The following is a 13,309-nucleotide window of genomic DNA, read 5'->3' on the forward strand; positions in this document are numbered from 1 at the left end:
AGCGCTCGGGCGACGCTCCTTTCCTCGTGAAGACAGGCTCATTGTCGCGATGCGCGCGCGTGACGGGCGGTATTCGCACACCACGTCCGGCGGCTTGCGAGGCATGGGCCGCAGACCGTCCAGCGGGCATTGCGCGCTTCAAACAGGGCATAATACGAACGGTCGCCGGGGTCAGCCGCGCGACATTAACCCGGTATTTCACTTGATCCACGCTTCATCCGCTGCTCGAACCGCTATCGGCACGCTGCGCGCCTCGGCATGTCCAGGCCTGCTGCGGATCGTCGCCGCGCGCGACGGGGGCATCTGCCGGATCAGGCTGCCGGGCGGTGCGCTTTCGCACGACGAGGCCATTGCTATCGCCGATGCGGCTCACACGCATGCCTCGGGCGTGATCGAACTGACGAACCGAGCCAATCTGCAGATACGCGGCGTGCGCGCAGGCGAAGAGCACGCGTTGATCGAGCGCCTGCTTGCCGCGGGTTTGGGGCCACGCGCTGCGGCACTGGACGCAGCCGATGCCGTCGATGCCGTCAATGCAGCGACCGATACGCCGCTCGCCAACCCCGCCGCCGACGACGTGCGCAATCTGATGCTGAGCCCCGCTGCCGGCTTCGACCGCGCCGCGCTGTGCGACACGACCGATCTTGCCGCGCAGATCCTCGACTTGCTGCAACGCGAAGCACGCTTCGCGGCGCTATCGCCGAAGTTCGCGTTGCTGCTCGACGGCGGCGAGCAACTCGCGATGCTCGGGCATCCGCACGATATCTGGCTGGCGGCGCTGCAAGCCCGCGACAATGGCGGCCCGCGCTTCGCATTCGGTCTCGCCGGCTGTGCGCCGGTCGCGCCGGACGATCTGCCCGCGCTCGGCGCCGTGCGGCGCGAGCATGTCGTCGCGCTCGTCGGCGCGCTCGTGCACGCATTCCTCGATCTGGCCGCGCCCGAAGAAATGCGCATGCGCGATCTGCTCGCGCGCATACCGGCTGCAGCGGTGCTCGCGCGCATCGATGCGTACACCGCGGTTCGCGCATCCTTGTCGCGCGATGCGTCCATCGCTGCGTGGCGCCGTCCCCTCGCGCAGCCGTCACTGCGCTTCGGTGCGCATGCGCAGAGCGAGCCGGGCCTGTCGTACATCGGCGGCGCTCCGGCGCTCGGACGCGTCGACGCGCCAACCCTGCGCGAACTTGCCTCGCTCGCGCGCGATGCGGGCAACGGCACGCTTCGCATCACGCCATGGCAAAGCGTGCTATTGCCCGGTGTCCGCACGCAAGCGGCACCGTCCACGCTGCTGCGGCTTACCTCGCTAGGCTTCGCATGCGACCGCTCGCTGCCGTTCGCGCGGCTCGTTGCATGCACGGGCTCGTCCGGCTGCGCAAAGGGCCACGCCGATACGAAAGCCGATGCGCGACGGCTCGCCGCGCGGTTGCCGGCCGACGTCGACGTCCATCTGAGCGGCTGCACGCGCTCGTGCGCCGCCGCGCATCCGGTGCCGTTCACGCTGCTCGCGGTCGCGCCCGAGCGCTACGACCTCTATCGGCGAGACCTCGCGCACCGCGGCAACGGCAACGACAGCCGCAGCGATAGCGATAGCGATAGCGACAGAAGCAACGGCAACGGCGACCACCACGCGACGCAAGCCGTTTCCGGCAGCGGCTTCGGCCGCTGCATCGCTCACCATCTAACGATCGAACACGCCGCCGAACTGCTCGAGCGGCTGCCCCGGAGTTTCACTGATGCCTGACTACATTCGCGACGGCAACGAGATCTATCGCCAGTCGTTCGCGACGATACGCGCGGAAGCCGACCTGTCGCGCATCCCCGCCGACCTCGAAAAGCTCGCGGTGCGCGTGATTCACGCGTCCGGAATGGTCGACATGGCCGGCAGCCTGCGGTTTTCCGACGGCGCGGGCCGCGCGGGGCGCGAAGCGTTGCAGTCCGGTGCGCCAATTCTGTGCGATGCGCGGATGGTCGCCGAAGGCGTCACGCGCGCGCGTCTGCCGGCCGGCAACGATGTGATCTGCACGCTTGGCGATCCGCGCGTGCCGGCGCTTGCGCGCGAAATGAACAACACGCGCTCGGCCGCTGCGCTCGAATTGTGGCGGCCGCATCTCGCGGGCAGCGTCGTCGCAATCGGCAATGCGCCGACCGCACTCTTCTATCTGCTCGAGATGCTCGATGCCGGCGCGCCGCGCCCCGCGCTGATTCTCGGCTTCCCGGTCGGTTTCGTCGGTGCGGCCGAATCGAAGGCGATGCTGGCCGGCGATAGCCGCGGCGTGCCTTATGTCGTCGTCGACGGCCGGCGCGGCGGCAGTGCGATGGCGGCTGCCGCGGTCAATGCGCTTGCGTCGGAGGTCGAATAAATGCAGAAAAGCGAACCATCCGCTGCAGTGCGCGGCCGCCTGCTCGGTCTCGGCGTCGGACCGGGCGACCCCGAACTGATCACGCTGAAGGCGCTGCGTCTGCTGAAATCCGCGCCCGTGGTTGCGTACTTCGTCGCGAAAGGCAAGAAGGGCAACGCGTTCGGCATTATCGAAGCGCATCTCACCGATGCGCAGGTCCGCTTGCCGCTCGTCTACCCGGTGACGACCGAAGCGCTCGAGCCGCCGCTGTCGTACGAAGCGATCATCGCCGACTTCTACGATACGGCCGCCGAAGTGATTGCGGGCCATCTCGATGCAGGCCGCGACGTCGCCGTGATCTGCGAAGGCGATCCGTTTTTCTACGGTTCGTATATGTATCTGCACGATCGCCTTGCGGACCGGCTCGCGCCGCGTTTCGAAGCCGAAGTCGTGCCCGGCGTGTGCTCGATGCTCGGCGGCGCGGCGGTGCTCGGCGCGCCGCTCGTCTATCGCAACCAGACGCTGTCGGTGCTCTCGGGCGTGCTGCCCGAAGCGGAATTGAAGCGGCGCCTGTCCGATGCGGACGCGGCGGTCATCATGAAGCTCGGCCGCAACTTCGACAAGGTGCGCCGCGTGCTAGACGAACTCGGGCTCGCCAGGCGTGCGCTGTACGTCGAGCGCGCGACGATGGCGAGCGAACGTATCGTGCCGCTCGCCGACGTCGACCCGATGGCGTCGCCGTATTTTTCGCTGCTCGTTGTGCCGGGGGAAAAATGGCAAGGCTGATGGCGCCGGCAATCGTGATTCTCGGCAGCGGCGCGCTCGCGACTGCGCGCCGCATACAACGCCGTTATCCGGGTGCGCGCGTGCATGGATTGCGCAGCCGCTTCGATGCACGCGCCGAACGTGGCGCCGGGTCCGGCCATGAAGCAGGCCATGAAGCAGGCCATGAAGCTGGCCGTGAAGCTGGCCATGAAGCGAACCAAGAAGCGCACCTCCAAACCCGCATCGAAGCTGACCTGGAAGCAGGCACCGAAGGCGTCGACATCGTCTACGAAGAACTCAGTGCGTATCTGCGCGAACTCTATGCGAGCGGCACGCCGATCATTGCGCTGTGCGCGGCGGGCATCGTGATCCGTTGTGTTGCGCCGCTGCTCGCGAACAAGGGCACGGAGCCGCCGGTGCTTGCGGTCGCCGAAGACGGCAGCGCGGTCGTGCCGTTGCTCGGCGGACTGGCAGGCGTGAACGCGATGGCGCGCGAGATCGCGCAGGCGCTCGATGTGCCGCCCGCGATCACGACAAGCGGCGAACTGCGTTTCGGCACCTGTGTGCTGAATCCGCCGCCAGGGTATGCGCTTGCAAGCATCGAGCAAGGCAAGCGCTTCGTGTCCGATCTGCTGGCCGGTGAACGTACGCGCATCGAAGGCGGTGCGCACTGGCTCGACGATGCGCCGTTGCCTCGCTCCGAAACGGCGCGACGGGCGATTCGCGTCACGCCGCTTGCGTGGGACGGCAACGCCGACGAGCTGCTGATTCATCCGCGCAGTGTTGTCGTTGCGCTGGCCGATGGCGATGGCGAAACCGCGGTGGCGCGCGTGCGCGATGCGCTCGCGGCCCGCGGGCTGTCGCCGCTGGCGCTTGCCGCGGTTGTCGTGCCGAGCTCCTGTTCGGGCGACGAGGCACTTGAGCGCGCGGCTCATGCGTTGGGCGTGGCGCTGCGTTTTGCCGATGTTGCCGACGCTGCCCACACCCGTTCGCTACCGCGCGCATGGCTCGAAGCCGCATTGCCCGCGCAATGCGAGATCGTCGATGCCGGTCCAGGCATCGCTCTGGCCGTCGCCGAAACACCGCTCGATCCCGACACCATCGGCCGCGCACGCGGCCGGCTGACCGTCATCGGCCTCGGCCCGGGCAGCGCCGAGCTCATGGCGCCGGCCGCGCGCGACGCGCTGCGGGACGCGACCGACATTCTCGGCTACGCCACTTATGTCGACATGGCCGGCCCGTTTCGCGCCGACCAGCGCGTGCATCCGACCGACAACCGCGAAGAGATGCAGCGCGCGCGTCATGCGTTCGAGCTCGCGAGCGGCGGACGGCATGTCGTGATGGTGTCGTCGGGCGACCCCGGCGTGTTCGCGATGGCTTCGGCCGTGCTCGAAGCGCTCGACACGTCCGGCGCGCCGCATTGGGCCGACGTCGAGCTGCAGATCGTCCCGGGCGTCTCGGCCGCGATGGCGACGGCCGCGCGAGCCGGCGCGCCGCTCGGCCACGACTTCTGCATGCTGTCGCTGTCGGACAACCTGAAGCCGTGGGCCGTCATCGAGTCGCGCGTCGCACTCGCGGCGCAAGCCGATCTCGTGATGGCGTTCTACAACCCGGTATCGCGCGCGCGCCCGTGGCAGCTCGACAAGGCGCTCGACATCGTGCGCGCGTCGCGTGCGCCGGACACGGTCGTCGTGCTCGGACGCGACATCGCCCGCCCCGGCGCGTCGCTCGTCTCGACGACGCTCGGCAGACTCAGTTCGGCCGACGTCGATATGCGCACGATGGTGATCATCGGTTCGTCGACCACGCGCGCTTTTTCGACACGGCCGCCATCGGCTCGCGGCACGCCGCGCGAATGGGTCTATACGCCGCGCTGGTATCGGTAACGCATGGCCGCGGCGCCTCGTCGCTCATCACGCGTCATCGATCTTCCAGCGCCGCGCATATGCAATGTGGTTGCATGCGCAATGAATCAGGGATTCTCCCTATCCAGATTTTTTTGGCGACCGACGATAACACCGGATAACCCTTATTTCCCGTGTTTTCAACGCGCCTATGCAAACTGACGAAGCGGTTGCAACGACAAACCCGGCCAACGCGTGCGCCGCGCCCGCCGCGCTTTTGAACGCCGACGCGGTACCGATCGGCGTGCCGCTCGAATGGCCCGTCGTCGATGCCGACGGTTCGCTGCTGTTCGATCGCGGCGCCGTCGTGATCGGTCCGGACGAGCGCCGCTTTCTGTTCGCGCACTTCAAGCCGCATCGCGGCGATCTGCAAGCCGATGCGCACAACGCCGCGAACGGCGCGCTCGACCCTCGCGGCGACGACGACGAAGACACGCCGTTATCGCTGACAGACACGCATCTGTCGATCGGCGCGCCGATCGGCATTCGTCCGCAAAACGCGAGCGGACCGATGTACCCGAGCCGCATTATCGGCTTTGCGCCGAACCAGTCGGTGTTCGCGATGCCGCCGCACGTCGACGGCCGCCCGCTCACGCTCGCGATCGGCGAAAACGTCGAGATCGTCGCCATCGCGAGCCAGGCGGTGTTCCGCTTCGTCTGCACGGTCGATGCGGTCTGCCGCCTGCCGTTCGACTACGTCGTGCTATCGAAGCCCGGTGTGATCCGCCGGCTGCGCGAACGCAAGTCGATTCGCGTGCGCGCACGCCTGCCCGTGCGCTTCGGCGTGAATCCGCAAGGCGACGCGTACGAAGGGCTCGGCGTGATGCAGACGATCAGCGCGCTCGGCATGTCGTTCGGCACGCCGTGGCTTGTCGCCAAAGTCGGCGAGCGCCTGCGCGTCTCGTTCCGGCTGCAATCGAACGACAGCGACACGCTGATCGAAACCACCGCGATCGTGCGCAATGCGCAACCGGCATCGGCCACCGACGCGCTCGCCACGCACGGGCTCGAGTTCGAGAACCTCGACGCGGCGCAACAGCTCGCGCTGAAGTCGTACGTGTTCGATCGGATCGACGATATTTCGCATTGGTCGAACGCGGCGCGTCCGGCTTGATCGATCCCGTCTCGAAGCGCCGCATGCGCGAGCAAGTCAGCGACTGAGCCCCGGCCGGTTGCAGGCCATGCAGGTTGCAATACGCTGCTAGCGTGCTCGCACGTTGGTCAGTCCGCTGCGATCAACTGGCGAGGCGTCACATATTCGCCGTCCCACGCACGCGCCAGTTGCGCGCATCGGCCGAGCCGGACGGCATCGCTTTCGAAGTCGACGAAAACGACGCGATGCGCGGCGTCGGGGCGCACCGGCATGCCGGCGCTGCGCCCGTCCGACAGCACCCATAGCCAGCGCTGCTGACCCGGCTTGCGCCTCGCTGCGCCGGCCAGCAACCGTGCCGCGCGTTCGATGGCTGGCGCGAACGGCGTCCCGCCGCCGCCGCCGATCGGATCGAGCCAGCGCTCGCTCCAGCCGCGCGGTATCGCCGGTCCGAAGCGCAAATCGGCGCTCACGCCGCCGAAGCAGATCAACGCGGCCTCGTGCCGATCGGCACGCGCACGCGCGAACAGCGCGGCAAGCAGACCCTTCGCGAGCGCGAACCGCGCGCCCGCCAGCATCGAGCCCGAGCAGTCGAGCACGAAGCAGTGCAGCACGCCGCGCGCCGGCGCTTCGCGCACAAACCGCAGATGATCGGCACGCAAGCGTTGCATGCCCTTGGCCGCAAGCGTGCGCGGCCAATCGATGCGCACGCCCGATCGACCGCGCGCCGCATGGGCGCCATGCTGCGCATGACGCCAATCGCCTGCCGGCCATCGAAAACCGCTGCGCGACACGCCAGCGGCGGCGTTCTTCCGATGGCTCAGCGTTTTTTTGACGGAAGCGTGATCACGCCTTTGACGTGCGTAGCACCGGTGGTTTCGGGCGGCAGATAGCCCCAGTCGCTTTCGGGTGAAGCTTGCGATTGCGACGGCGTGTGCGCTTGGGTGTGCGTTTGGGTGTGCGTTTGTTCCCTGCCGCCGTCAGACGCAGCCGCGCGGTTGTCGCGCCCCTCGGCTCGTGCCGCATCACGATCTTCCGGCTGCCGCTCATGCTGCACCCCGCCAGCTCGTTGCCGATGCAACAACACCGCGTGCGCGACCCGATCGACGTGCGTGGCCGTCACCGCGTCCGCCGCTTCGAGCGCGGCGAGCGCGCGCGCCGCGCGCAGCATCACGAGGTCGGCGCGCATGCCGTCGACCTGCGCCGCAATGCACAGCGCGCTCACACGCTCGTGCACGGCATCGTCGAAAGCGAGTTGCGGGAGCGCATCACGCGCGGCCCCGATGCGGCGCACGAGGTCCTCTTGCTGCTGCGCATGGCGTTCGCGAAACGCGCGCGGGTCCGTATCGAATGCGAGCCGCGCCTTGACGATCTGCTGACGGATTTGCGCGTCGAAGCAATTTTGCAGCGCGACCGTCAGACCGAAACGGTCCGTCAGTTGCGGACGCAGTTCGCCCTCTTCCGGGTTCATCGTGCCGATCAGCACGAAGCTCGCCGCATGGCTATGCGATACGCCGTCGCGCTCGACCGTGTTGACGCCGCTTGCCGCCGCATCGAGCAACGCATCGACGAGCGCGTCGGGCAGCAGGTTCACTTCATCGACATAGAGCACGCCGCGATGCGCGCTCGCCAGCAACCCGGGCGAGAAACGCACCGTGCCGTCGCGCAGCACGGTTTCGATATCGAGCGTGCCGATCAGGCGCTCTTCGCTCGCGTTGAGCGGCAACGTAACGAACCGGCCGTCAGGCAGCAGTTCGGCCAGTGCGCGCGCGGCCGTCGACTTCGCGGTGCCGCGCGGGCCGCTCACGAGTACACCGCCAATGCCCGGGTCCACCGCGGCGAGCAGCAGCGCCTGCTTCAGCTCGTCCTGACCGAGCAGCGCGGCGAACGGGAAAATGGGCACGCGGCCGACTTCGCCTGGTTGCTTGGCTGTTTGTTCCGCCGGTTGCGCGCCTGGTTGCACGCCGGTTTCTTCGGTCGCGCCGTTCGACGCGTGAGTCGTGGCCTTCATCATCGCGTTCCTTCGATCTGTTGTTCGCTTGCAAGCAGATGCTGTTCGATCTGTTGCCGATACGCGCCCGGTTCCTGCCATAAGCCGCGCTGCATCGCTTCGACGAGCCGCTCGCAGATGCCGTGCAGCGCATGCGGATTGTGCGTCTGCAGGAACGCGCGCGTGTCAGCGTTGTTCAGGTAAGCGTCGGCGACAAGCGCATATTGATGGTCGGCGATCACGCGCGCGGTCGCGTCGTAGCCATACAGGTAGTCGACGGTCGCGGCGATTTCCGCCGCACCTTTGTAGCCATGCCGCTTCACGCCATCGAGCCACTTCGGATTGACGACGCGCGAGCGGATGACGCGCGCGATCTCTTCGCTCAGCGTGCGTACGCGCGGCGCATCCGGGTTGCTATGGTCCGCGTGATACAGCTGCGGCTGGCTGCCGGATAAATGCCGGACCGCCGCCGCCATGCCGCCCTGGAACTGGTAGTAATCGTTCGAGTCGAGCACGTCGTGCTCGCGGTTGTCCTGGTTCTGCAGCACGACGTCGAGCGTCGCGAGCCGTGTGCCGAATGCGTGGCGCGCGTCTTCGCCCGAGGTCTTTTGCGTGTACGCGTAGCCGCCGTGTGCGAGATAGGCACCGGCCAGATCCGCGTCCGTCTGCCACTGGCGCGTGTCGATCATTTCCTGCAGGCCGGCGCCGTATGCGCCCGGCCGCGAACTGAAGACGCGCCAGCCCGCGCGGTTGCGCGCCTCCTGCGCATCGACTCCGCGCGCGATCCACGCATCGCGCTCGCGCAGCACGCGCGCCCGGATCGGGTTCAGATGCTCGGGCTCGTCTTCGAGGTTCGCCACTGCCTGAACCGCCGCATCGAACAGATGCATGACATTCGGAAACGCGTCGCGGAAAAAACCCGATACGCGCAGCGTCACGTCGATGCGCGGCCGGTCGAAAGCGGCAATCGGCATGATCTCGAAGTCGCTCACGCGATGGCTGCCCGGCGCCCATTTGGGACGTACGCCGAGCAACGCGAGCGCTTGCGCGATATCGTCGCCTCCGGTGCGCATCGTTGCCGTGCCCCACACCGACAGGCCGATCGCGCGCGGATAGTCGCCGTGCTCCTGCAGATGACGTTCGAGCAGCTGCTGCGCCGATTTGAGGCCAAGCGCCCAGGCGGCTTGCGTGGGGATCGCGCGCGTATCGACCGAATAAAAGTTGCGGCCTGTCGGCAGCACGTCGGGGCGGCCGCGCGATGGCGAGCCGCTCGGTCCCGGCGGCACGAAGCGGCCTTCGAGACCGCGCTTGAGCTGCTGCATTTCTTGCGGACCACAGGCGTCGAGGCGCGGAAGCACCGCGTCGCGCAGGCGGCGCAGAACGAGCGCGGCTTGGGGCAATGCGGGGCGTGCGTGCTCGTCTGGTAACGCGCCGCCGACGCCGCACAGCTCGTCCAGCAGCTTGCCGGCGAGCAGCTCCAGCCGCTCGCGCGCGTCGCCGTTATGGCGCCACGGTGCTTCGCTGACCTGTTGCAGCAGCGGCGGCCTCGCGCCCTGCCAGGGCGCCGACCAGTCCGCCGTCAACGGATCGAACAGACGATCGATGCCGAGATCGCGCGCGAGCGCATCGATGAGCCCCGCGTTCGCGCCGTGCCCGTCGCCGACCGGATAGCGGCCGAGCGCGAGCAGCGTATCGCGCCGCTGCACGCCGCGCGGCGACTGGCCGAACGTGTGCAGCCCGTCGCGGATCTGCGCTTCCTTCAGCTCGCACAGCCACGCATCGACGCGCGTGAGCAACGCGTCTTCGGCATCCTGACCGTTGGGCTCGGCGATGCTCAGTTCTTCGTGCAGCCGGTGTTCGACGATCGTCGCGAGAATCGTGCGTCGCAGCAGCTTCGCGCGCCGCGCATCGACCATCAGCGCTTCGTAGTATTCGTCGACCTGCCGTTCGAGATCCTGCAACGGCCCATAGCTTTCGGCACGCGTGAGCGGCGGCATCAGATGATCGACGATCACCGCCTGCGCGCGCCGTTTCGCCTGGCTGCCTTCGCCCGGATCGTTGACGATAAACGGATACAGGTGCGGCATCGGCCCGAGAATCGCATCGGGCCAGCACGCATCGCTGAGCGCGACGCTCTTGCCGGGCAGCCATTCGAGATTGCCGTGCTTGCCGACGTGCAGGACCGCGTCGATAGCGAACTGTTCGCGCAGCCAGAAATAGAACGCGAGATACGCATGCGGCGGCACGAGCTCCGCGTCGTGATAGCTCGCGTAGTCGTTCTGCTCGCGCGAACGCGACGGCTGGATGCCGACGAACACATTGCCGCAACGCCAGCCCGCGATCATGAAGCGGCCGCGCCGCACGGCCGGGTCGCATTCCGGTGCGCCCCAGCGCGCATTCAGTGCATCGCGCAACGAGGCAGGCAGGCGCGCGAAATAGGCTTCGTAGTCGGCGAGCGCGAGACTTTGCAGCGCGGGCCTCAAGTCGCGCACGACCGGATCGTTCGTTACGCCGCTCGTCAGCAGGTCGAGCAATGCGTCGCCGTCGGCGGGAAATGCTTCGTCCGCCGCGATGCGGTAGCCTTCGTCGCGCAGCATGTGAAGAATGCCGACCACCGAGGCCGGCGTATCGAGGCCGACGCCGTTGCCGATGCGCCCTTCGCTTGCCGGATAATTCGCGAGAATCAGCGCGACCTTCTTGTCTGCATTATCGAGCGCGCGCAACCGGCACCAGCGCTCGCTCAGTTCCGCGACGAATGCGACCCGCTGCGCGTCGGGCTGATAACGTACGACGTCCACTTCGGTGTGCGGACAACGATACGCGAGCCCTTTGAAACTGATCGCGCGCGTGATGATGCGGCCGTCGACCTCCGGCAGCGCGATATGCATGGCGATGTCGCGCGAGTTCAGGCCATGGTTGTCGTTGATCCAGTCCTCGCGGTTGCCGCCCGAAAGGATTACCTGCAGCACCGGCGCATCGCCGGCCACGGCAAGCGGCACGGGATCGTCGATCGCGCCGGCGGCGAACGCCGTGGTATTCAGCACGAGCGACGCATGATGTTGCGCGCACAACTGTGCGACGACCTCGCGGCTCAACGCGTCCTTCAACGATGTGATCGCGATCGGCAGCGGATTCATCTGCCGCGCTTCGAGCGCGTCGATCAGCGCATCAAATACGGCCGTATTGGCGGCCTGTAGATGCGCCTTGTAGAACAGAATCGCGACGACCGGCGCCGCCGCGCGCCAGCGCGCCTGCCAGTCGGCGATGGTCGGCGTGTCGTGTGCGGGGTGATAAAGCGCGGCCGCGGGCAGCGGCACCGGCAGCGCGGGCTCGCGTCCGAAGCCGAGCGCGCGCCACGCGATGCAGCGCAAGAACCCTTCCGCGTTGTGCGGCCCGCCCTCGCGCAGATACCGCCAGAGCCGATGGCACAACGCGGCATCGGCGGTGCTGCGCGCAAGCAGGTTCGGATCTTCCTGCAAGTCGCCCGAGAACATCGCGAGCGTCTGCCGCTTGCGCTCTGCGAGCGCGACCACCTGTTCGATACCGTACGGCCAGTACGCTTCGCCGCCGAGGTGATCGACAACGACGACGCGCGCATGCTGCAACACGTCTTCGATATAGAAGTCGACCGAGGCCGGTTGCCGCAGATACGTGACGTTCGCAAGGCGCACGCTCGGAAAACCGGCGGGCAGGCGCGGCACGACGCTCGCGAGCAGCGACAGCGTCGTATCGGCCGAGCTCAGCACGACGATCTCCGCGGGCCGCTGGTCGATCCGGATCACACCCTGCGTGTCGTCGACGAAACCGCCCGGCGTGGTGCGCAGCAAATGCATGTTCGTGCCGCCTCGTGTGAGTGGCGCCCGCACGCGCGGTGGCGCGCGGGCAGCCTTGTCAAGCCTGTTGGGCCGCGTGCATGCGCAGCGCTTCGTCGAGCGCGCGCTGCAATACCGCTTGCTCGAGGTCCTCGCCGATCATCACGAAACGGCTCGCGTGCGGGCTCGCGGTCGCGTCGCCCTGCTGCTCCTGCGGCCGCCAGCGGCGATCGAAATAGCTGTCGAAACGGCGCCCGACGCCCTGGATCACGAGACGCATCGGCGCGTCCGGCAGCGCCGCGAAGCCTTTGACGCGATACACGGTATGCTGCTCGACCACGCGTTGCAGCGCGGCGATCATTGCTTCGCGCGACGGCGCGTATGCGCTGACCACCACCGAATCGAACTCGTCGTGATGGTGGTCGACGTGGTCGGGGTCATCGGCCGAGCCATGATGATCGTGGCGCAGGTGAATCGTTTCTTCCGACGCGGACTCGAGCCCGAGCAGCGCATGCAGATCGAGCTGGCCGTTCTGCGCGCGCACCACTTTGACTTGCGCCGGAATCTCTTCGCGAATGGTCGCTTCGACCGCTTGCGCTCGCGCGTCGTCGAGCAGATCGGTTTTGTTCAGAATGACGAGGTCCGCCGCGCACAGCTGGTCTTCGAACAGCTCGTGCAGCGGCGACTCGTGATCGAGATTCGGATCGGCTTTGCGCTGCGCGTCGACAGCGAGCGGATTTTCGGCGAACTGGCCGCTCGCAACGGCCGGCCCGTCGACGACGGTCACCACCGCATCGACGGTGAAGCTATTCCTGATCGACGGCCAGTTGAACGCCTGCACGAGCGGCTTGGGCAGCGCGAGGCCCGACGTTTCGATCAGCACGTGGTCGATCTGGTCGCGGCGCTCGACGAGCTTTTCCATGACGGGAAAAAATTCCTCCTGCACGGTGCAGCACAGACAGCCGTTCGCGAGCTCGTACAGCTGGCCTTCGATTTCGCGGCCTTCGTCGTCGCAGCCGATGCCGCAGCCTTTGAAGATTTCGCCGTCGATGCCGAGTTCGCCGAACTCGTTGACGATCACAGCGGCCCGCAGTCCGCCGGCGTGCCGGAGAATATGGCGTAGCAGCGTGGTTTTGCCGCTGCCGAGAAAGCCCGTGACGATCGTCACAGGAATTTTGCGCATCTGGGTTTGCATGGCGACTTTACGATGTGAACGCGGCGCGATGTACGACACAAGGAGCGACATCGAGCACGCGAAGAAGTGGACGGAACGCCGCAACCCCGCGGCATCAACCCTGGTCTTCCGGCCGGTATCCGGGCTGGCGAGAGCGCCGCTTCACCTTCCCACGCGAGTGAACAGTTTCTCGCGCAGTGGTTTTTCTGCCCGCGCGGCCTTGCGCGCGGACCTCGAA

9 protein-coding genes are annotated in these 13,309 nt (G+C 67.3%); 5 read left to right on the forward strand and 4 right to left on the reverse strand.

Annotated features, from left to right (window positions below; genetic code table 11):
- Window positions 1–205: 205 nt before the first annotated feature.
- From cobG to BTO02_RS29920, 5 genes are all read left to right on the forward strand, one after another.
- Window positions 206–1,738 (forward strand): precorrin-3B synthase, encoded by a 1,533-nt coding sequence (cobG, locus tag BTO02_RS29900; protein ID WP_442953514.1) that lies wholly within the window; start codon window positions 206–208, stop codon window positions 1,736–1,738.
- Window positions 1,731–2,357 carry a precorrin-8X methylmutase gene (locus BTO02_RS29905; protein WP_075160648.1) on the forward strand — a complete coding sequence of 209 codons (627 nt, stop codon included), beginning with the start codon at window positions 1,731–1,733 and terminating at the stop codon, window positions 2,355–2,357. Before cobG ends, BTO02_RS29905 begins: the two co-directional genes overlap by 8 nt.
- Window positions 2,358–3,122 carry a precorrin-2 C(20)-methyltransferase gene (locus BTO02_RS29910; RefSeq protein ID WP_075160649.1) on the forward strand — a complete coding sequence of 255 codons (765 nt, stop codon included), beginning with the start codon at window positions 2,358–2,360 and terminating at the stop codon, window positions 3,120–3,122.
- On the forward strand, window positions 3,110–4,987 hold the full coding sequence (cobJ, locus tag BTO02_RS29915; protein ID WP_083615446.1) for a precorrin-3B C(17)-methyltransferase: 1,878 nt from the start codon (window positions 3,110–3,112) through the stop codon (window positions 4,985–4,987). The genes BTO02_RS29910 and cobJ overlap by 13 nt, the downstream gene beginning before the upstream one ends.
- Before the next feature lie 169 nt (window positions 4,988–5,156).
- Window positions 5,157–6,119, forward strand: a complete 963-nt coding sequence (locus tag BTO02_RS29920) for a flagellar brake protein (protein WP_075160650.1) — start codon at window positions 5,157–5,159, stop codon at window positions 6,117–6,119.
- A 107-nt stretch (window positions 6,120–6,226) separates the two neighbouring features.
- Here the strand turns inward: BTO02_RS29920 and BTO02_RS29925 are convergent, their stop codons facing one another.
- The 4 genes from BTO02_RS29925 to cobW form a co-directional block, all read right to left on the reverse strand.
- Window positions 6,227–6,766 carry a vWA domain-containing protein gene (locus tag BTO02_RS29925; protein ID WP_075161519.1) on the reverse strand — a complete coding sequence of 180 codons (540 nt, stop codon included), beginning with the start codon at window positions 6,764–6,766 and terminating at the stop codon, window positions 6,227–6,229.
- Window positions 6,767–6,915: 149 nt separating this feature from the next.
- Complete coding sequence (locus BTO02_RS29930; protein ID WP_075161520.1) at window positions 6,916–8,058, reverse strand: ATP-binding protein; 1,143 nt, start codon at window positions 8,056–8,058, stop codon at window positions 6,916–6,918.
- A 47-nt stretch (window positions 8,059–8,105) separates the two neighbouring features.
- Window positions 8,106–11,918, reverse strand: a complete 3,813-nt coding sequence (cobN, locus tag BTO02_RS29935; protein WP_075160651.1) for a cobaltochelatase subunit CobN — start codon at window positions 11,916–11,918, stop codon at window positions 8,106–8,108.
- Between the two features lie 58 nt (window positions 11,919–11,976).
- Window positions 11,977–13,092 (reverse strand): cobalamin biosynthesis protein CobW, encoded by a 1,116-nt coding sequence (gene cobW, locus BTO02_RS29940; RefSeq protein WP_075161521.1) that lies wholly within the window; start codon window positions 13,090–13,092, stop codon window positions 11,977–11,979.
- Window positions 13,093–13,309: the final 217 nt, after the last annotated feature.

Source organism: Paraburkholderia sp. SOS3, assembly GCF_001922345.1.
In the GTDB taxonomy this organism is placed as follows: domain Bacteria; phylum Pseudomonadota; class Gammaproteobacteria; order Burkholderiales; family Burkholderiaceae; genus Paraburkholderia.